This is a genomic window from Kineosporia rhizophila, assembly GCF_021277265.1.
GTDB lineage: Bacteria > Actinomycetota > Actinomycetes > Actinomycetales > Kineosporiaceae > Kineosporia > Kineosporia rhizophila.
In genome coordinates, this window is sequence record NZ_JAJSOH010000006.1 from 53906 (window position 1) to 76894 (window position 22989).

1 protein-coding gene (running past one end of the window) is annotated in these 22989 nt (G+C 72.6%); it reads left to right on the plus strand.

What is annotated here, in order from left to right:
- Window positions 1-22989 carry the 5' portion of a type I polyketide synthase gene (locus LWF15_RS11795; RefSeq protein ID WP_332879894.1) on the plus strand. It continues 4608 nt past the right edge of the window, so only the first 22989 of its 27597 coding nucleotides appear in the window; its start codon is at window positions 1-3; the stop codon falls past the right edge of the window.

Sequence of the window (22989 nt, forward strand, 5' to 3'; positions counted from 1 at the left end):
GTGGACGACAACGAGGCCAAACTCCGCGACTACCTCCGGCGCGCGACCGTCGACCTGCGCCGCAGCCGCACCCGGGTCCGGGAACTGGAGGAGAGCACCCGGGAGCCGCTGGCGGTGATCGGGATGAGCTGCCACTACCCGGGCGGGGTGCGCAGCCCCGAGGACCTGTGGCAGTTGGTCTCCGGCGGAGTGGACGCGATCGGCCCGGTCCCGCCCGACCGGGGCTGGGACCCGGCCCGACTGCGCCTGGCCGGCTGCGACCGCGGTGGATTCCTGGCCGAGGCCGCCGATTTCGACGCGTCGTTCTTCGGTGTCTCGCCCCGTGAGGCGCTGGGCATGGACCCGCAGCAGCGGCTGCTGCTGGAAACCACGTGGGAGGCGGTCGAACGGGCCGGCCTCGACCCGCGGACCCTGCGCGGCAGTCGTACCGGCGTCTTCATGGGCGCCATGTCACCCGACTACGGCGACATCCTGCCGGTCGACTTCGACGCCTTCGGCCTAACCGGCACCTCCAACAGCATCCTCACCGGGCGGCTGTCCTACCTGCTGGGGCTGGAGGGCCCGGCCGTCACCGTGGACACGGCCTGCTCCTCCTCGCTGGTGGCGCTGCACCTGGCGGCCCGCTCCCTGCGCGCCGGGGAGACCTCACTGGCCCTGGCCGGGGGCGTGACGGTGATGTCCACGCCGGCCGGCTTCGTGCACTTCGGCCGCACCGGGGGACTGGCCCCGGACGGGCGCTGCCGCTCCTACTCCGACGACGCGGCCGGCGTGGGCTGGGCCGAGGGCGTCGGTGTGCTTCTGCTGGAACGGCTTTCCGACGCCGAACGCAACGGCCACCCGGTGCTGGCCGTGCTGCGCGGCACTGCGGTCAACCAGGACGGCGCGTCCAACGGCCTGACCGCCCCTAACGGCCCGTCGCAGCGACAGGTCATCCGGGCTGCCCTGGCCGACAGCGGGCTGACCCCGGCCGACGTCGACGCGGTCGAAGGTCACGGCACCGGAACCACTCTGGGTGACCCGATCGAGGCCCAGGCCCTGCTGGCCACCTACGGCGCGGACCGGCCCGAGGAACGTCCGCTGTGGCTGGGCTCGGTGAAGTCGAACATCGGTCACACCCAGGCCGCGGCCGGCGTGGCCGGTGTGATCAAGATGATCATGGCTCTGCAGCACGGCGAACTGCCCGCGAGCCTGCACTCGCAGACCCCCTCCAGCCACGTGGACTGGAACGCCGGCAACGTCCGGCTGCTCCACCGGCCGGTGCCCTGGGAGCGGTCCGAGCAGCCGCGTCGGGCCGGCATCTCCTCGTTCGGCATCTCGGGCACCAACGCCCACGTCGTGATCGAGGAAGCCCCTGCGCGAACCCCGGCTGCACTCCCGGAAGCCCGCACTGGACAGCCGCTTCCGGTACTCGTCGCGGCCCGGTCGCCACAGGCGCTACGGGCACAGGCCGCGCGCTGGGCCAGCCACGTCGTGGGCGAGGACGTCACGGTCGCCGCCGTGGCGCGGGCCGCCGCCACGTCCCGGACCTCGTTCGAGTTCCGGGCGGCGGTGACGGCTACCGAGCCGGCCGAGCTGGCCGCCGGCCTGGCCGCCCTGGCCTCGGGCGACTCGACCCCCGGTCTGGTACAGGGCCGCGCGCGCGAGCAGGCCCTGGTCGCGGTGTTCTCCGGCCAGGGCGGGCAGCGGCCGGGCATGGGCGCCGGGCTGTACCGGCGATTCCCGGTCTTCGCCCAGGCCTGGGACGAGATCGAACAGCAGATGGGCCTGCCCCTGCAGGAGCTCGCCGACGGTGACCTCGCCCGGACCGGCGACGCCCAGCCGGTGCTGTTCGCATTGCAGGTGGCCGCGTTCCGTCTCGCCGAGTCGTGGGGGCTGCGACCGGACGTGCTGGTGGGGCACTCGGTCGGGGAGATCGCGGCGGCCCACGTGGCCGGTGTCCTGTCACTGGCCGATGCCTGCCGCCTGGTGTCCGCCCGGGCCCGCCTGATGCAGGCGCTGCCCGTGGGCGGCGCGATGGTGGCGGTACAGGCAACTGAGGACGAGGTGGCGCCCCTGATCGCGCCGGTCGCCGACCGTGTGTCGGTGGCTGCCGTCAACGGCCCGCAGTCCGTCGTGCTCTCCGGTGCCGAGGCCGAGGTGCTGCGGATTGCGAGCCAGTTCGCGCGCACCCGCCGTCTGCGGGTCTCGCACGCGTTCCATTCGCCTCTGATGGCGCCGATGATGGACGAGTTCACGCACCTTCTCGGCGAACTCACCTTCGCCGAACCGCACTTTCGGGTCGAGTCCTCGGTGCAGGCCGACGCCGACCTGAGCGACCCGGACCACTGGGCGCGACACGTCGTTGCCCCGGTGCGTTTCGCCGATGCCGTCACCCAGGCCGTCCAAGGTGGCGAAGGGACGTTCCTGGAGTTCGGCCCGGACGGGATCGCCACCGCCATGGTGCAGGAGACCTGGCCCGAGGCCCCGGCCGTCGCACTGCTGCGCTCGGGGCAGGACGAACCGGAGGCCGCGCTGCAGGCCCTGGCCCACCTGCACGTGAACGGTGTCGAGCTGGACTGGGACCAGGTCCTGCCGCCCGCCCGCCCGACCGCCTTGCCCACCTATGCCTTCCAGCGGGAACGCTTCTGGCCGCTGGCCGGGTGGAACGCGGACGCCCGCGGGCTGGGCCTGACCGATGCCGACCACCCCCTGGTCGGAGCGGCCGTGCGGCTGGCCGACTCCGACGGCGTGCTGCTGGTCGGCCGCGTCGGCCTGAGCAGCCACCCGTGGCTGGCCGAGCACCGGATCGCCGGAACCGCGGTCCTGCCGGCGACTGCCTTCCTCGAACTGGCGGTCCGGGCCGGCGACCAGACCGGCTGCCGTCAGGTGTCCGAGCTGACCGTGCTCGAGCCCTTGGTGTTCCCCGAGCAGGACGCCCTGGCCCTACAGGTGTCCGTAGGCCCGCCGGACGGGTCCGGCCGTCGTGGGCTGGACATCTGGTCCCGCCCGGCCGAGGGCGAGGACGTGCCCTGGACCCGCCACGCGACCGGCGCTCTGCTGTCGGACAGTGGCCCGGCGCCCGATGCCGAGGCTACCTGGCCACCGCCGCAGGCCCGGTCCGTGGACCCCGGCGAGATCGAGCAGCAGTTGGCCGGGCTGGGCGTCACCTACGGCGAGGCCTTCACCGGGCTGCGAGCGGTGTGGGTCGGCGAAGGTGAGGTCTTCGCGCAGGTCGAGCTGCCGGCCCAGTTGACCGGTGCCAGCGCCTACGGAGTGCACCCGGCGCTGCTCGACGCTGCTCTGCAAGCCACCCCGTGGGCCGGGCTGGAGCCCGTTCCGGGCGGACGCCTGCCCTTTTCCTGGAGCAACGTGGTGCTCTGGTCCGCGGGTGCTCGGGAGCTACAGGTCCGGCTGAGGCGCACCGGCCCGGACAGTATTGATCTGCTGGCCCTCGACGTCGCCGGGAACCCGGTGCTGACGGTCGAAGGGCTGGTGCTGCGGGAGGCGTCTGCGCTGACGGCTGGGCAGGACCCGGTCGTGCGGGATGCCCTGTTCGAGACCAGTTGGGTCACGCTGCCGCAGAACGGGTCTGTGCCGGAGTCGGACACTCTGCACGTGATCACCACGGCCGGGCCGGGTGACGATGTGGTTGCCTCGGTCCACGCCGCGGGCGCCCAGGTGCTGGCCGGTCTGCAGGACTGGCTGGCGGGCGAACAGCCTGATGATGCCCGGTTGGCCGTGCTCACCAGGGGCGCGGTGGCGGTCTCGGGTGAGGAGGCGGTGCGGGACCTGGCGGGTGCCGCGGTGGCCGGTCTGGTACGTACCGCCCAGGCTGAGCATCCCGGCCGGATCGTGCTGGTGGATGCGGTGCCGGGTACCGAGGTGCCGTGGGCCGCTGTGCTGGCCAGTGACGAACCGCAGGTGGCGGTCCGGTCGGGTGCGCTGCTGGCTCCCCGGCTGGTGCGGCTCACCGCCTCGCGGGATCAGGATGCCCAGGCGGGTCAGGCGGGTCAGGCGGGTCAGGCGGGTCAGGCGGGTCAGGCGGGTCAGGCGGGCCAGGCGGGCCAGGCAGGCCAGGCAGGCCAGGCAGATCAGGCGGCGGGAGCGGTCCTGACCGACCAGGTGCCGGCCTGGCCCACCGAGGGAACCGTGCTGATCACCGGCGGCACCGGCGGCCTGGGCGCACTGACGGCCCGGCACCTGGTGACCGCTCACGGTGTGCGCCGCCTGCTGCTGACCAGCCGACGCGGCGCCCAGGCCCCCAGGGCCGAAGCACTGCGCGAAGAGCTTTCGGCGCTGGGTGCCGAGGTGTCCATCGTCCCCTGCGACGTCGCCGACCGCGCCCAGCTGGCCGCTGTCCTGAAAACTGTTCCACCGCAACACCCGCTGACCGCTGTGGTCCACACCGCAGGCGTTCTCGACGACGGGGTCCTGACCGGCCAGAACCCCGAGCGGCTGGCCGCGGTGCTGCGTCCCAAGGTCGACGGGGCCTGGAACCTGCACGAGCTGACCCGTGACCTGAACCTGCAGGCGTTCGTGCTCTTCGGGTCGCTGGCCGGGGTGCTCGGAGCACCCGGCCAGGCCGGCTACTCGGCCGCCAACGCCTTCCTCGACGCCCTCGCCCAGCACCGCAGAGCCAACGGACTTCCGGCCCTGACTCTCGCCTGGGGCCCGTGGGCCGCGGACGCAGGGATGGCCGGAACCCTGACCATGACAGACCGAGAACGTCTGGCGCGGGCGGGAACTCCGGCCCTCAGTGAGGCCCAAGGGCTGGCCCTGCTCGACGCGGCACTGCGTGGGCAGGCCGCCGCGATCACCGCGGCGCGGCTGGATCTGGCCGCCTTCCGCAGCTCCGGCGCCGTGCCTGCCGCCCTGCGCGCACTGGTCCGCTCCACCCGCCGCGCGCCGGCCTCCTCAGCTCGCGGAGGCGACGGCTCGCTCGCCCGCAAGCTGGCCCGGATCGAGGCCGCGGACCGGCAGTCGTACCTGGTCGAGCTGGTAAGGGCCGAGGTGGTCACCGTGCTCGGGCACGCCTCGTCGGCCGGGGTCGATCCGCGCCGCGAGTTCCGTGACCTGGGCTTCGACTCTCTGACCGCGGTCGAGCTGCGCAACCGGCTGGGCACCACCACCGGCCTGAAGCTGCCGGTCACCGTCGTCTTCGACTACCCGACGCCCACCGGCCTGGCCGATTTCCTTCTTGCCGAACTGCTGGACGAACACCCGGAAGTGATTTCCACCGCGGCGAAGACCGATTCGCCGGAGGATCCGGTGGTGCTGGTGGGCATGGCCTGCCGGTACCCAGGTGGGGTGCAGTCGCCCGAGGACCTGTGGCAGCTGCTGCGCGACGGGCGGGAGGGGATCGGTCCGTTCCCGGCCGACCGAGGCTGGGACCTGGCCGCGCTCTACCATCCGGATCCCGACCAATCAGGGACGTCCTACACCCGTCACGGTGGTTTCCTCTCCGATGCGGGTGGTTTCGATGCGGAGTTCTTCGGGCTCAGCCCGCGTGAGGCATTCGCCACGGACGCGCAGCAACGGTTGCTGCTGGAGACGTCCTGGGAGGCGCTGGAACGCGCCGGCGTGAATCCGGCGGCGTTGCGGGGCAGCCGGACCGGGGTGTTCGCCGGAGTCATGTACAGCGACTACGCGAACCTGTTGACGGGCGCGGAGTTCGAGGGCTACCGGGGAACCGGAAGCGCCGGGAGTGTCGCGTCGGGGCGGATCTCGTATGCGCTGGGTCTGGAGGGCCCGGCCGTCACGGTGGACACCGCCTGTTCCTCGTCCCTGGTCGCCCTGCACCTGGCCGCCCAGGCGCTGCGCACCGGCGAGTGCTCGCTCGCCCTGGCGGGCGGGGTGACGGTGATGGCCACCCCCGGCGCTTTCGTGGAGTTCTCGCGGCAGCGCGGGCTGTCCCCGGACGGGCGCTGCCGGTCGTTCGCCGACGACGCGGACGGCGTGGGCTGGTCCGAGGGTGTGGGCATGCTCGTGCTGGAGCGGCTTTCGGACGCCGAGCGCAACGGTCACGAGGTGCTGGCCGTCCTGCGCGGATCGGCGGTGAACCAGGACGGCGCCTCCAACGGCCTGACCGCGCCCAACGGTCCCTCTCAGCAACGCGTCATCCGTCAGGCGCTGACCGCGGCGGGCCTGACTCCGAGCGACGTGGACGCCGTGGACGGGCACGGCACCGGCACTACCCTCGGAGACCCGATCGAGGCCCAGGCGCTGCTGGCCACCTACGGTCAGGAGCGGCCGGCCGAGCGGCCGCTGTGGCTGGGGTCGGTCAAGTCGAACCTTGGGCACACCCAGGCCGCGGCCGGGGTGGCCGGGGTGATCAAGATGGTTCTGGCCATGCAGTACGGTGTGCTGCCGCGCAGCCTGCACGCCGGGCAGCCCTCGGGCAAGGTGGACTGGAACGACGGGGCCGTGCAGTTGCTGGCCCGGGAGGAACTCTGGCCCGAGGGCGACCGTCCGCGCCGGGCCGCAGTCTCGTCCTTCGGGATCAGCGGCACGAATGCCCATGTCGTGCTGGAGGCGCCCAGCGCACCGGTTCCGTCCGCCGAGGCCGGTGGGCCCACCAGGTCTGGCGAGACCACCCAGCCCGCCACCGAGCCGGCGGCCGTCACTGAACCTGGACCGATCGTCCCTCTGCTGGTCTCGGCCCACACCGAACCCGCACTCCGATCCCAGGCGGCCCGACTGGCCGCGTATCTCGACCGCACCGGCGCCCAGCCGACCGACATCGCCCATGCGCTGGTGACCACTCGCGCCGACCTGGAACACCGGGCCGTGATCCTGGCCGACCAAGGCCGCACGGCGATCGGGGCGCTGCAGAACCTCATCGCCGGACAGGCTTCACCCCATTTGATCACCGGCCCGACCGAGGGCCCGGCCCCGCGCATCGCCTTCGCCTTCAGCGGCCAAGGTGCTCAACACGCGGGCATGGGACTTGGCCTGTACGAACAGTTCCCCGTCTTCACGCAGGCTCTGGACGAGGCCCTGACCGCGGTCGGACTGGATCGCCAGGCGCTGGCGGATGCCGAGCAACTGGATCGCACCGGGATCACCCAGCCCGCGCTCTTCGCCCTCGAGGTCGCCCTGTTCGCTCTGGTCAGGTCGTGGGGGGTGCGGCCGGCGGCCCTGATCGGGCACTCGGTGGGCGAGATCGCGGCGGCGCACGTGGCCGGAGTGCTTTCGCTGCCCGATGCGGCCGTGTTGGTGCGAGCGCGCGCCGAGTTGATGCAGGCATTGCCCATGGGTGGGGCGATGGTGGCTCTTCCGGTGAGCGAGGGTGAGCTGGGTGAGCTGCCAACCGGAGTCAGCCTGGCAGCGGTCAACGGGCCGTCCTCGGTGGTGCTTTCCGGCGACGAATCGGCTGTGCTCGAGTTCACGGCCCAGTTCCCGCGCCGCCGCCGGCTTTCGGTCTCACATGCGTTCCACTCGTCGCTGATGGAACCGATGGTGGATGCTTTTCGCGACGTGGCAGCGGGTCTCACCTTCCATGAGCCCCGGATTCCGCTCATCTCGAACGTCACCGGACAACTGGCCACCGAGGCCGAGTGGGGCGACGCGGACTACTGGGTCCGTCATGTCCGGGAGGCCGTCCGATTCGCCGACGGGGTGCGGGCCTTGGCCGAATCCGGCGTGCAGGGCCTGCTCGAGCTGGGCCCCGACGGTGTGCTGACCGGCCTGGCGCAGGACAGCCTGCCCGCCGATGCCCTGCTGGTGCCGCTGCTGCGCAAGGACCGGGACGAGACCACGGCGGCCCTCACCGCACTGGCTCGCCTGCACACCCGGGGCGTCTCGGTGGACTGGACGGCGCTCGTTCCGGTCCGTCGACCGGCCGAGGCATTGCCGACCTATGCCTTTCAGCATCAGACTTTCTGGCCGCAGGCGCCGGCCTCCGGTCAGGACGGTCCGCTGTGGGCAGCGGTGGACGAGGGTGATGCAGCCCGGCTGCAGGCCCTGCTGGACCTGCCTGACCTGGCCGCCGCCACCGACATGCTGAACGCACTGGCGGCCTGGCGGCAGCGTGACGTGGTCAGCGACGCGCGCCGCTACCAGGTCGGGTGGAGCGAACTGCCCGAGGCCGGGCTGACCGACGCCACGGGCAAGACCTGGGCCGTGCTGGGGGCGGACCAGGTGCCGCCGGAGGAAACGGCGCTTCTGGAGGCCGCTTTTGAGGCCGCCGGAGCCCAGCTCACATCGGTTGCCGAGGCGGTCGACGGGATACTCTCGCTGCACGCACTGGGCGAGGACCCGGTGGCCCCGACCCTCGATCTGGTGAGCCGGCACGTCGCCGGCCCCGAGGACGTCCCCTTGTGGTTGGTGACCAGGCGGGCGACCACCGATCCCACGGCCGCCCAGCTGGCTGGGCTGGGCCGCGTGGCCGCGCTCGAAAGCCCTCGTGGCTGGGGTGGGCAGATCGACCTGGACGGTCCGCTGACCGAGGCCGTCGCCACCCGGCTGGTCGCCGCCCTGCATCGCGGCGGTGAGGAGGACCAGTTCCGGATCACCGAGCGGGGGACCGAGGGCCGCCGGCTGCGCAAGGCCGGCCCGGCTCCGGCCGCGTCCGACTTCACCGTTGCCGGCACGGTGCTGGTGACCGGCGGAACCGGTGCCCTGGGCAGCCAGGTGGCGCGCTGGCTGGCCGCCCGCGGGGCCCGGAAACTGGTGCTGCTGTCTCGCCGGGGCCCGCAGGCGCCGGGTGCCGTGGATCTGGCCGCTGAGCTGAGCGGGAACGGTGTCCAGGTCGAGGTGGTGGCCTGTGACCTGAGCGACCGGCAGGCGCTGGCCGCGGTTCTGGCCGAGCATCCGGTCGATGCGGTGATCCATGCCGCCGGGCTGGGGCAGGCCGACGAGCCGCTGGCCGGGACGTCCCCGGACCGTTTCGCCGAGATCGTGCAGGCCAAGGTGGACGGCGCCCGGCATCTCGACGAGCTGCTGGCCGACCGGGCCCTTCAGTTCTTCGTCCTGTTCGGATCGGTGGCCGGGGTCTGGGGCGGAGCTGGGCAAGGCGCGTACGTGGCGGCCAACGCCGCGCTGGACGCGCTGGCCGCCGACCGTCACGCCCGCGGTCTGCCGGCCACCTCGATCGCCTGGGGAGCCTGGGGCGGAGAAGGGCTGGCGGCCGACGACGTCTTCGCCGAGCAGATCCGGCGGCGGGGCCTGGGACTACTGCCGCCCGACGAGGCCGTGGCCGAACTGGGCCGCGCCATCTCCTCCGGACAGCCGCAGATGGTCGTCGCGGACGTCGAATGGGACCGCTTCCTGCCGGTCTACACCTCCGGACGGCCATCCGCGTTCTTCAGCGAACTGCAGGCCCCGGCCGAGAGCGCCCCCACGGGTGAATGGGCCGAGCGCCTGAGCGCCATGAGCGAGTCCGAACGCCGCCGCACACTGCTGGATCTGGTGCGCAGTGAGGTGGCCGCCGTGCTCGGGCACAGCTCCGGCGCCGCGGTGGGGGAGCGGAAAGCGTTCCAGGAAATGGGATTCGACTCGCTCACCGCGGTCGAGCTACGCCAGCGTCTGGTCTCGGTCACCGGTCTGGACCTGCCCACGACGCTGGTCTTCGACCACCCGAACCCGGCCGACCTGGTGCAGTTCCTGCAGTCGCGGCTCAACGGCCGGACCCGGTCACCGATCGCCTCCGGCCCTGCAGCGGCCTCGCAGGAGCCGATCGCCATCGTCGGGATGGCCTGCCGCCTGCCCGGCGGCGTCGCGTCCCCGGAAGACCTGTGGGATCTGGTGCTCGAGGGCGGCGACGCCATCTCGGGTTTCCCGGCCGGACGCGGCTGGGACCCGGAGGCGTTGTACGACCCGGATCCGGACCGCAGCGGGCACACGTACACGCTCGAAGGCGGATTCCTGCACGAGGCCGACCAGTTCGACGCCGCGTTCTTCGGGATCTCGCCCCGTGAGGCGCAGGCGATGGACCCGCAGCAGCGTCTGCTGCTGGAGACCGCCTGGGAGACTCTGGAACGGGCCGGTCTGGACCCCGACGCGCTGCGCGGCAGCCGGACCGGCGTGTTCGTCGGTTCCAGCGCTCAGGAGTACGGCGCCGGGGTGGGTGAGGGCGCCGAAGGTCATCTGGTCACCGGCACCCTGCCCAGTGTGCTGGCGGGTCGTCTGTCCTACGCCCTCGGGCTGCGGGGGCCGGCGGTCATGGTCGACACCGCCTGCTCGTCGTCGCTGGTGGCGCTGCACCTGGCCGTGCAGTCGCTGCGCAGCGGGGAGAGCACGCTGGCCCTGGCCGGCGGGGTCACGGTGATGACGACCCCGGCCGCGTTCGTGGCGTTCAGCCGGCAGCGGGCCCTGGCCGCCGACGGCCGGTGCAAGGCCTTCGCCGAGGGCGCCGACGGCATGGCCCTGGCCGAAGGGGTCGGTCTGCTGCTGGTCGAGCGGCTGTCCGACGCCCAGCGCAACGGTCACCCGGTACTGGCGGTGGTGCGGGGATCGGCGGTCAACCAGGACGGAGCCTCCAACGGCCTGACCGCACCCAACGGCCCGGCCCAGGAACAGGTCATCCGCGATGCCCTGACCGCCGCCGGACTCACCGCTGCCGAGGTGGACGCGGTGGACGCGCACGGCACCGGAACGGCGCTGGGCGACCCGATCGAGGTGCAGGCCCTGCAGGCCGCCTACGGGCCGGACCGCCGGCAGCCGCTGCGGGTGGGCTCGGTCAAGTCCAACATCGGCCACACCCAGTCGGCCGCCGGTGTGGCCAGCGTGATCAAGATGGTCCAGGCGCTGCAGCACGCCCGGCTGCCCCGCACCCTGCACGTCAGCGAGCCGTCCTCGCGGGTGCGCTGGGCCGACGCAGCGGTGCAGCTGCTCACCGAAGAACAGGACTGGCCGGTGACCGGTCGCCCGCGGCGGGCTGCGGTGTCGTCGTTCGGGATCAGCGGGACCAACGCCCACGTCGTCCTGGAACAGAGCCCAGCCGACACCGGTGTGGCGGACGAGGCGCCAGAACCGGGCGTCCTGCCGTTCCTGATCTCGGGTCGAGGGCGGCCGGCCGTGCGGGCCAACGCGGGCCGGCTGGCCGCGGTCGTCCCCGGCGTCGAACGCCGCGACCTGGCCTGGTCGCTGGCCACGGCGCGGGCTCGCCACGAGCACCGGGCCGTGGTGGTCGCCGCAGACCGGGAAGAGCTTTGGACGGGGTTGCGGGCGGTCGCTGAGGCGGCGCCTTCAGCTGGGGTCGTGGAGGGAAGTGCGGACGTCTCGGGCCGGGTCGTGTTCGTCTTCCCCGGCCAGGGCGCGCAGTGGGTCGGGATGGGGGCCCGGCTCCTGGACGCGTCGCCGGTGTTCGCCGAGCGCCTGGCCGAGTGTTCGCTCGCCCTGGCCCAGTACGTGGACTTCTCAGTGCTGGACGTGCTGCGGGGTGCGCCGCAGGCCCCGGCCCTGGAACGCGTGGACGTGGTGCAGTGCAGTTCGTTCGCGGTGATGGTGTCGCTGGCGGCGCTGTGGCGCTCGCACGGCGTGCAGCCGGACGCCGTGATCGGCCACTCGCAGGGGGAGATCGCGGCCGCCTGCGTGGCCGGGGCCCTGAGCCTGGACGACGCGGCCCGGGTGGTGGCCCGGCGCAGTCAGGCCATCGCGGCGACGCTGGCCGGGGCCGGAGCGATGGCGTCGGTGCAGTTGCCGGTGGCTCAGGTGCAGGAGCGCCTGACGGCCTGGGGCGGCCGGCTCTCGGTGGCGGCCGTCAACGGCCCGGCGTCGGTGGTGGTCTCCGGCGACGTGGAGCCGATGGACGAACTGCTGGCCGAGCTGGCCGGGCAGGAGGTGCGGGCCCGGCGGATCGCGGTGGACTACGCCTCGCACTCGGCCCAGGTCGAGGCCCTGGAAGATTCGCTGCAGAGAACACTTTCGCGGGTCCGGCCGGGTCGGACCGAGATCGCGATGCTCTCCACCGTGACCGGGCAGTGGCTCGACGGCACCGAGCTGGACGCTCGTTACTGGTACCAGAACCTGCGCTCGCCGGTGCAGCTCGAACCGGCCGTGCGCTCGCTGCGGGACGGCGGTCACCACGCCTTCGTCGAGATCAGCCCGCACCCGGTACTGACCGTCGGGATCCAGGCGACCCTGGAGGACGGCCCGACGAATGTGGACGTGCCGACCGTGGTGCTCGGGACCCTGCGACGGGACCAGGACGACCAGACCCGGGTGCTGACCACTCTGGCCGAGGCCTGGGTTCGGGGCCTGCCCGTTGACTGGAACACCGTGCTGCCGGCCGGGCAGCGCATCGACCTACCCACCTACGCCTTCCAGCACGAGAGCTACTGGGCGCTGCCGGTCGAGAAGAATGCTGCGGCAGCCGATCCGGACAGCGAGCGGTTCTGGTCCGCAGTCGAGCGGGCCGACCTGGACGAGCTGACGGCCGGGCTGGACGTGGAACCGGACGCACTGGTCGCGGTGCTTCCGGCCCTGTCCGGCTGGCGGCGCGCCGCCGGGGAACGCTCGCTCACCGAGTCGTGGCGCTACCGGGAGGTCTGGCGTCCGCTCGCCGAGGACCTGCGCCCCCTCGAAGGGAACTGGCTGCTGGTGCGCTCCGCCGAAGACTGCGCGGTGGCCGACGCAGTCGAAGCCGCGCTGCGCGATCACGGAGCCACTGTCCGCCCGGTGCCGATCGGCCCGGAACAGACCGGCCGGGCCGCGGTCGCCGAAGCCCTGGCCGACCAGGCACTGGACCTGCGGGCAGTGGTGTCGGTGCTGGGACTCGCGCCGCACGGTCTGGCCGCAACCCTCGGCCTGGTGCAGGCACTGGGCGATCTGAGCCTGGACGCGCCGCTGTGGTGTCTCACCCAGGGCGCGGTCAGCACCGGGCGCAACGACCTGCTCACCGCGCCCGAACAGGCGCAGATCCTGGGGCTGGGGCGGACTGCGGCCCTGGAGCATCCTCAGCGTTGGGGCGGGCTGATCGACCTGCCCGCCGATCTGGGCCCCAGAACCGCGCGTTCGTTGGCGGCGGCCCTGGGTGGGAGCTCGGGCGAGGACCAGCTGGCTGTGCGACCGGGTGGGCTGCTGGCCCGGCGCCTGGTGGCGGCGCCGGCACCCCGCAGCGCGGCGCCCGACTGGACACCCCAAGGCACGGTACTGATCACCGGCGGCACCGGGACCATCGCCCCGCACGTGGCCCGCTGGCTGGCCGGTCTCGGCGCCACCGACATCGTGCTCACCAGCCGCCGCGGCGACCAGGCCCCCGGCGCCGCCGACCTGGTGGCCGACCTGACCCGGGCCGGCGCCCGGGCCGAGGTGCTCGCCTGCGACGTCAGCGACCGCGACGCCGTGGCCCAGCTGCTGCAGCACCTGGCCGGCCAGGGCCGGGCGGTGCGCACCGCCGTGCACGCGGCCGCCCAGATCGAACTGCGCCCGCTGGCCGAGACCACCCCCGAAGAGTTCGCCGCGGTGCTGGCGGCCAAGGTCGACGGCGCCCGGCACCTGGCCGATCTGCTCGACCCGGAGATCCTGGACCGGTTCGTGCTCTACTCCTCGACGGTCGGCATGTGGGGCAGCGGCGCTCACGGGGCCTACGCGGCCGGTAACGCCTACCTGACCGCGCTCGCCGAACAGCGTCGCGGCCAGGGGCTGCCGGCGACCGCGGTGGCCTGGGGCATCTGGTCCGACGACCGGGCGCTGGGCCGGGTGGATCCGGAGCAGATCCGGCGCAGCGGGCTGGACTTCATGCCCGCGGCCCAGGCCCTTGCGGCGCTGCGGCGGGCGCTCACCGACGACGAGGTGGCGCTGACGGTGGCCGCCGTGGACTGGGAACGCTATTACCCGGTCTTCACTTCGGGGCGCGACACCCGCCTGTTCAGCGAGCTACCAGCGGTGCGCCTGCTGACCACGGCTGCGCAGGAGGCGCCGGCCCAGGTCGAGGGCGAGTTCGCGACCAGGTTGCGACAGGTGCCCGAACGCGAGCGCGAGCGGCTCGTCCTGGACCTGGTGCGCGCGCAGGCGGCCAGCGTGCTCGGCCACTCCGGTCCCGAGGCGGTCCCACCCACCAAGGCCTTCCGCGACATCGGTTTCGACTCCCTCACCGCCGTGGACCTGCGCACCCGACTGGCCACGGCGACCGGCACGACCCTGCCCACCACCCTGGTCTTCGACCACCCCACCGCCGGGGCACTCAGCGCCCACCTGCTCACCCTGCTGACCCCGGGCGCCGGGGGAGGCTCGGCCTTGATCCGGGCCGAGGCCGACTCCGAGGAACCGATCGCGATCGTCTCGATGGCCTGTCGCTACCCCGGCGGCGCCGACTCACCGGAACAGCTGTGGGACCTGATCCGCGACGGGGTGGACGCCATCTCCACGTTTCCGGCCGACCGGGGCTGGGACGCCCAGACGCTGTACGACCCCGACCCGGACCGGCCCGGGCACACCTACTCGGTCAATGGTGGCTTCCTGCACGAGGCGGCCGCCTTCGACGCGGGCTTCTTCGGCATCTCGCCGCGCGAGGCCCTGGCCATGGACCCGCAGCAACGCCTGCTGCTGGAAGTGGCCTGGGAGACCTTCGAGCGGGCCGGGATCGAACCGGGCAGCATGCGGGGCAGCCGCACCGGGGTGTTCGTCGGCGCCAGCTACCAGGACTACGCCGGTGAGGGCGGTGGCGCCGACGGTCACGAGATCACCGGGGCCATCCCGAGCATCGCTTCCGGGCGGATCGCCTACCTGCTGGGGCTGGAGGGCCCCGCCCTCAGCGTGGACACCGCCTGCTCGTCCTCACTGGTCGCACTGCACCTGGCCTGCCAGTCGCTGCGCTCCGGCGAGAGCTCCCTGGCCCTGGCCGGAGGCGTCGCCGTGATGTCCACCCCGGCCGCCTTCGTCGGCTTCAGCCGGCAGCGGGCGATGGCCCCGGACGGGCGCTGCAAGGCCTACTCCGACGACGCCGACGGGATGAGCCTGGCCGAGGGCGCCGGACTGGTCATGCTCGAGCGGCTGTCCGACGCCCGGCGCAACGGCCACCCGGTGCTGGCGCTGGTCCGGGGATCGGCGATCAACCAGGACGGCGCCTCCAACGGCCTGACCGCCCCCAGCGGGCCCGCCCAGGAACGGGTGGTCCGGCAGGCCCTGGCCAACGCCGGTCTCGCCCCGGCCGAGGTCGACCTGGTGGAGGGGCACGGCACCGGGACCCGGCTCGGGGACCCGATCGAGGCGCGGGCACTGCTGGCCACCTACGGAGGCGACCGCGAGCGTCCTCTGTTGCTGGGGTCGGTCAAGTCGAACATCGGGCACACCCAGATGGCCTCCGGCATCGCCGGGGTCATCAAGGCGGTGCTGGCCATGCGTCATCGGACCGCCCCGCGCACCCTGCACGCCGACACCCCCAGTTCGCACGTGGACTGGTCGGCCGGCGCGGTGGAGGTGCTCACTTCTGAGCAGCCGTGGCCCCGGACCGGCCGGCCGATGCGGGCAGCGGTCTCCTCCTTCGGGCTCAGCGGTACCAACGCTCACACGGTGCTGGAGGAAGCTCCGTCCGAAACGCCCACCGAGCGCGAACTGGTTGGCCCTCAGACGCTTCCGATTCTGCTGTCGGGGCAGGACGAGTCCGCCCTGCGCGCCGGGGCCGCTCGCCTGGTGTCCGCCGCGGACCGCCTGCTGGACGAACCTCTGGATCTGGCCTACTCCCTGGCCGCCACCCGAACCGCACACACCGAGCGGGCGGCGATCCTGGCCTCGGACCGCGACCAGGTGCTGTCGGCGCTCACCCACCTGGCGTCCGGCACGCCGGATCGGGCCATCCTCCGGGGCACGGCCAAGTCGTCCCGCCTGGCCTTCCTCTTCGGGGGCCAAGGAGGACAGCGGCTCGGTATGGGGCGCGAGCTCGCCGAGACGTATCCGGTGTTCGCCGCGGCCTGGGACGAGGTCCTGGCTCAGCTCGATCCCGGACTACGGCACGTGGTGCACGGAGACGACGCAGCAGCTCTGGAGCAGACCGGGTGGACGCAGCCCGCGCTGTTCGCCTTCGAGGTTGCACTCTTCCGTCTGCTGGAGTCGTGGGGTGTGCAGCCGGACGCGGTCGCCGGGCACTCGGTGGGCGAGATCGCGGCGGCGCACGTGGCCGGGGTGCTCTCGCTGGAGGACGCCGGCCGCCTGGTCAGTGCCCGGGCCCGGCTCATGCAGGCCCTGCCCGAGGGCGGGGCCATGATCGCGATCCAGGCCACCGAGGCGGAGGTCTCGGCCCGACTGGAAGGATCGTTGTCGATAGCCGCGGTCAACGGCCCGCGCTCGGTGGTGGTTTCCGGCGACGCGAGTGCGGCTGCGTCGCTGGCCCAGGCCTTCTCCGTAGAAGGACGCCGGACTCGCCGGCTATCGGTCTCGCACGCCTTCCACTCGCCGCTGATGGAACCGGTGCTCGACGAGCTCGACACGGTCGCGGCCGAACTGGATCACCGTCCGCCGATGCTTCCTCTGGTTTCTGGGGTCACCGGTCAGATCGCGACCCTGGAAACCCTCAGCGCACCGGGCTACTGGGTGCAGCATGCCCGTGGCACCGTTCGTTTCGCCGATGTGGTGCACACTCTCGCAGCCAGCGGGGTGAAGGGCTTCCTGGAAGTCGGGGCAGACGCGGTGCTGACCCCGATGGTCGGCGAGACGCTCGGGCCGGACCCCGACCTGACGGTGCTACCGACCCTGCGCCGCGACCGCAGCGAGACCGAAGCGCTGCTCACCGCCCTGGCCGGCCTGCACGTGCGCGGCTTCGCCGTGGACTGGGCCGAGTTCTACCGCGGCACCGGCGCCCGGCGGATCGACCTGCCCACCTATGCCTTTCAGCGGCGCCGTTACTGGCCCAAGACCGCGGCCGGTGCGCCCACCGCGGCCGGGCGCTACCAGGTGCGCTGGCATCCGGCCGTGAACGGCGACGTTCCGGCGTCCTCAGGCCGTCGGCTGGCACTGGTCCCGGCTGCTCTTCAGGACGATCCCTGGATCGGCGCGGTGCTCGCAGCGCTCGGTGACGTGACGGTCCTGCCCGTTGCCCAGATCGACCGGGCGGCGCTGGCCGAGCAGTTGCGCTCGGCCGCTTCTCCCGGCCAGATCGTGTCTTTCCTGGCCCTCAGCGACACGTCGGAGGGTCTGCTCGCCACCCTCGCGCTGGTGCAGGCCCTCGGTGACGCTGGTCTCGGCGCGCCGGTGTGGTGCCTGACCCGAGGGGCGGTCAGCACCGGCACCGCGCAACCCCCGTCGTCCCCGATTCAGGCGGGTGTGTGGGGCCTCGGCCGCACCATCGCCCTCGAACGGCCCACGGCCTGGGGCGGACTGCTCGACCTACCCACCGAACTCGACCCCACCGTCCTGAAAAGGCTTTCGGAAGCCCTCGCGCTGGGCGGGGACGAAGACCAGATCGCGGTGCGGCGGGCGGGGGTGTTCGTCCGTCGGCTGGTGCGCTCGCCGCAGACGCGTTCCGGTCGGGACTTCCGGCCGAACGGGACCGTGCTCGTCACCGGTGGCACCGGAGCCCTGGGCAAGGAGGTGGCCCGCTGGTTGACCGGTCTGGGCGCGGCGCGGGTCGTTCTCGCCGGGCGACGGGGGCTCGCTGCCCCCGGGGCTGAGGAACTGGCGCAGGAGCTGGGCACGGCGGTCGAGATCGTGGCCTGCGACGTGTCCGACCGGGAGGCGCTCACGGCCCTGCTGGAACGGACCGGGCCCCTACAGGCGGTGATTCACGCGGCCGGGGTGCTGGACGACGGTGTGTTGCACGGTCTCACTCCGGAACGGCTAGAGACGGTGCTGCGGGCCAAGGTCACGTCGGCCTGGCTGCTGCACGAGCTCACGGGCTCGGCCGACCTGGAGGCGTTCGTCCTGTTCTCCTCCACCTCCGGAGTGGTCGGCTCAGCCGGCCAGGCGAGCTACAGCGCGGCCAACGCCATGCTCGACGCCCTCGCCGAACACCGGCACGGGCTGGGTCTGCCCGCCACGTCGATCGCCTGGGGTCCCTGGGCCGGCGACGGGATGGCCGCCGGTGAGGGCGTCGGCGACCGGCTGCGGCGTGGTGGTCTGCGTCCGTTGGCCCCGGCCGCCGCAGTGGCCGCGCTGGGGGAAGCAATCAGCAGCGGCCAGCCCACGGTCGTCGTCGCCGATCTGGACGAACCGCGATTTGCCGCTGCCTACAGCGCTTCCCGGCCGAACCCGTCTCTTATTGAGATCGCCCCGCCTCACCGTACGGTGACCGCAGCGGCCGATCCCGTCCCGGTTTCCGGACGCGCTGAGCACCTGCTGGATCTGGTGCGCACCCAGGCCGCCGCCGTACTCGGGCACGACGACACCGAGCCGGTCTCCGCCGATCGTCCCTTTGCCGAGCTGGGATTCACCTCTCTGACCGCACTGGAGCTGGGGAACGCGTTGTCCGCGGCCACCGGTCTGAGCCTGCCCGCTACGCTGATCTTCGACTACCCGACTCCGCGTGACCTGGCTCGGATGCTGAAGGGCACGCTGACCGGCGCCGACCAGACGGCGACGCCGACCGCAGTCCGCCCGGTGGACGACGACCCGGTGGTGATCGTCGGCATGGGCTGCCGGTTCCCGGGCGGCATCACCGGCCCGGATCAGCTGTGGCAGTTGCTGGTCGAGAAGCAGGACGCGATCTCGGCCTTCCCGGCCGACCGGGGATGGGACCTGGACGCCCTGGCTGATGGGTTGTCGGTCACCCGCGAGGGCGGATTCCTCGACGACGTGGCCGGTTTCGACGCTGAGTTCTTCGGCATCTCACCGCGCGAGGCCCTGGCCATGGACCCGCAGCAGCGCCTGGTGCTGGAAACCGCCTGGGAGGCTCTGGAACGCGCCGGGATCGACCCCCTGGCGTTGCGGGGGGACCAGGCCGGGGTGTTCGTCGGCACCAACGGCCAGGACTACGGCGGTCTGCTGCGCTCGGGCACCGAGGACGTCCGTGGTCATGCCGCCACCGGCACCACGGCCAGCGTGCTCTCGGGCCGGCTGGCCTACTCCCTGGGGCTGACCGGCCCGGCCATCACGGTGGACACCGCCTGCTCGGCCACACTGGTGGCCATGCACCTGGCCGCCCAGGCGCTGCGCTCGGGTGAGTGCTCCCTGGCCCTGGCCGGCGGCGTTTCGGTGATGTCCAGCCCGGACTCGTTCGTCGAGTTCAGCGCCCAGGGCGGACTGGCAGCCGACGGCCGCTGCAAGTCCTTCGCGGCCGGGGCCGACGGAACGTCCTGGTCGGAGGGTTCGGGAATGCTCGTACTGGAGCGGCTTTCGGACGCTCGTCGGCTCGGCCACCCGGTGCTGGCCGTCGTCAAGGGCTCGGCGGTCAACCAGGACGGTGCCTCCAACGGTCTGACCGCACCGAACGGCCCGTCGCAGGAGCGGGTGATCCGCCAGGCCCTGGCCAGCGCCGGGCTCACACCGGGCGATGTGGACGTGGTCGAGGCGCACGGCACGGGGACCGAACTCGGCGACCCGATCGAGGCCCGCGCCCTGCTGACCACCTACGGGCAGGACCGGGCGCCGGAACGTCCGCTCTGGCTGGGCTCGGTGAAGTCCAACCTGGGGCACACCCAGGCTGCGGCCGGGGCCGCCGGGGTGATGAAAATGGTGCTGGCCATGCGGCACGGCATGCTTCCGGCGACCGTGCACGTCGATCAGCCCACACCACACGTGGACTGGACGAGGGGTGCAGTCCGGTTGCTGACCGAGGCGCAGGACTGGGCATCGGATCAAAAACCGCGACGAGCCGGCGTTTCCGCGTTCGGGGTCAGTGGCACCAATGCGCACGTCATTCTTGAGCAGATTGAGGACGACTCTCCCGCAACGACCGTGGACAGCGGCCCGTTGAGCGGGACGTTGCCCTGGGTGGTCTCGGCCCGGTCGGAAGCCGCGCTGGCCGAACAGATCGAGCGGCTGACCAGTTCGCCGCAGTTGGTGGCCGAGACGGGCGCGGGACTGGCCCGGCGGGCGGTGCTGCCCCAGCGCGCGGTGCTGCTGGCCGGGCCGGACGGTGTTCTCGAGGTCGCCCGCGCCGGTGCCGCGGAGAACGGCCGCCTGGCCTACCTCTTCGGCGGGCAAGGCGGCCAGCGCCCCGGCATGGGCCGTGAGCTGGCCGAAGCCTTTCCTGCGTTCGCCATGGCTTGGGACGAGGTGCTCGCCCAGTTCGACCCTGAGCTGCGCGAGGTGGTGCTGGGCGAGGATGCGGTGGTTCTGGAACGCACCGAGTGGGCTCAGCCTGCGCTGTTCGCCTTCGAGGTGGCGCTTTTCCGGCTGCTCGAGTCGTGGGGTGTGCGCCCGGACACGGTTGCCGGGCACTCGGTGGGGGAGATCGCGGCCGCTCACGTGGCCGGGGTGTTCTCGCTGGAAGACGCCTGCCGTCTGGTGGCAGCCCGTGGCCGCCTCATGCAGGCGCTTCCCTCAGGCGGAGCGATGCTTTCGGTGCGGGTGAGCGAGCAGGAGGCACTGGACGAACTGGCTGACCGGCCCGAGGTGGGCCTAGCAGCGGTGAACGGGCCACGGTCGGTGGTTCTGGCCGGGCCGCGCGAAGATCTGGAACCTCTGGCGCTGGCCTGGGCGGCGCCGCAGTACCGGGCGACCTGGCTGTCGGTCAGCCACGCCTTCCATTCGCCGCTGATCGATCCGGTGCTGGACGAACTTCACGCTGTGGTGGCCGAACTGGATTTGAGGACGCCGGAACTAAACCTGGTCTCCACGGTCACCGGATCACGGATCACGGATGAGATCTGCGATCCGGCCTACTGGGTGCGGCACGCCCGGCAGACGGTCCGCTTCGCCGATGCGGTCCGGACGCTGCGCGAACAGGGAGCCACCTGGTTCGTGGAGGTCGGGCCCGGGGGAGCGCTGGCTGCTTCCACCCGACTGGTCATCGAGGACGAGAGCTCTTCGGGCCGCCGGTCCCTGGTCACGCCGTTGCTGCGACGCGAGGTGGGCGAGGTCGAGGCGGTCCTGACCGGCGTCGCCAACCTGTGGACGGCCGGGGTCCCGGTGCGGTGGAGCAGCTTCTACCCGGGCATCACCGCGGACTGGGGACAGCTGCCCACCTACCCGTTCCAGCACCGGCGGTACTGGCCGGAGCCTGCTGCCGCCAAGGCCGATCCGCGCGATGCGGCCTTCTGGGACGCGGTGGAGCAGACCGACGCCCCAGCCGTCGCCGAGCTGGTCGGGTTGCCCGCCGAGGCCTTGCAGGACGTGCTGCCGGCGCTGAGCAGTTGGCGCCGCGAGCGTGACCAGGTGCAGGCGGCGCAGGAGTGGTGCCATGCCTGGCGGTGGAGCGCTCTGCCCACGCCAACGATGGCGACTCCCGCGGGTAAGTGGCTTGTTGTCGGCCGTGACGGTGATGCGGACGTTCCCGTTCCGGCGGGTGCGGTGCGAGTTGAACTCGGCTCGTTGACCGAGCAGATGGGGGATCACGCTGACGCGGTTGGTGTGCTGTTGCTGCCGCGCGCTGCCGACCCAGGCACGTTGCTGACCCTGCTTCGGGCCATGGATGACGCGGGCCTGGACGCGCCACTGTGGTGCCTGACCCGGGAGGCGGTCGTCGCGGGGGTTTCCGATCCGGCCGGGTCGCGAGCCGGGGCCGCGGTGTGGGGCCTCGGGCGGGTAGCGGCGCGAGAGCAGACCGGTCGCTGGGGTGGGCTGATCGACCTGCCTGCCGAACTGGATGATGCCGGGCGCGCCCGGCTGCAGAGCCTGCTCGCACAGGGGCGGGCGGGAGAGGAACAGACGGCGATCCGGGCGGGCAAGGTGCTCGGACGCCGTCTGGTCCGGACCGCCGCTTCTGCCCGGGACGTTTGGCGGCCGGAAGGCACGGTCGTGGTCAGCGGGGACGCCGCTGATGTGGCTGGGCCGCTGGTGCGGTGGTTGCTGGAGTCGGGGGCGGAGCGGGTGGTGGTGACCGGTCCGGGCGACCTGACGGACCCGGCCGTTCCGACGCGCTCGGTGAGCCAGGAAGGTCCGGTGAGCTCCGTGGGTTCGGCGAGTTCGGTGGGCGAGGCGGGCTCGGTGGGCTCGGTGGGCTCGGTGGGCTCGGCAGGCCTGGTGAGTGAGGCAGGCCCCGTGGGTGAGGCAGGCCCCGTGGGTGAGGCAGGCCCGGTTGGAGCTGCCCCGGCCGAGGGCCTGATCCGCCGGCCCTTCGCCGATCTGGGCCAGGTGATGGCGGAGTTCGCTCCCAAGGCGGTGCTGCACACGGTGGCACCGGGCGCTCCCGGGGCCTTGGGTGAGCTCTTGCCGGAGCAGGTGGAACAGGAGTTGGCCGAGGTGGCGGCGTTCGAGGCAGCCTTGGCCGGTCACGAGCCGAAGCTGGTGGCCGTGTTGTCGGGGTTGCCGGCAAGTTGGGGCCTGACCGGCCGGGCGCTGGATGCCGCGAGCTACGGAGCCTGGGATGCGCTTGTACAGCAGATGACGGGCCCGGACCGGGTGGCGGTGTCGGTCTCCCTGGCGGCCTTCGAGTCCGGCGCCGCATCCGAGGCCAGGCATCAGCGGCTGAACGGACTTCCTCCCATGAGTTCAGCTCCGGCGCTACGGGCACTGGCGCGAGTCCTCGGAGGCGGCGAACCCGAGCCCTTGATCGCAGATATCGACTGGACCACGGTTGCGCCCAGCTTGTTCGCCGGCCGCGCCACCACCCAGCTGAACGATCTGCCCCCAGCCCGGAAGGCCGCCGCCGAGGCAGCCCGCTCGAAGACCCGCGAATCCGACCTCGGCGAACACCTGCGTGGTCTGCCGAGGGCCGAGCGGGAGGCGGAGGTGCTGGCGGAGGTGCTGGAGCGGGTTGCCCTGGTGCTCGGACACTCCGGTGCCGCCTCGGTCGATCCCGACGTGCCCTTCCGCGACCACGGCTTGGATTCCCTGACCGCAGTCGACCTACGAGACCAGCTCACCCCGTCCTTTGGTCCAGATCTGCCGGCCACCCTGGCCTTCGACCACCCGACCGCCCGCGAACTCGCCGCCCACCTGACCGCCGAACTGCTCGGCGGCCTCGAGACGCAGGACGGCCCGGCCGCCTCGGCCGAGACCACCGACCCGATCGTGATCGTCGGGATGGCGTGCCGA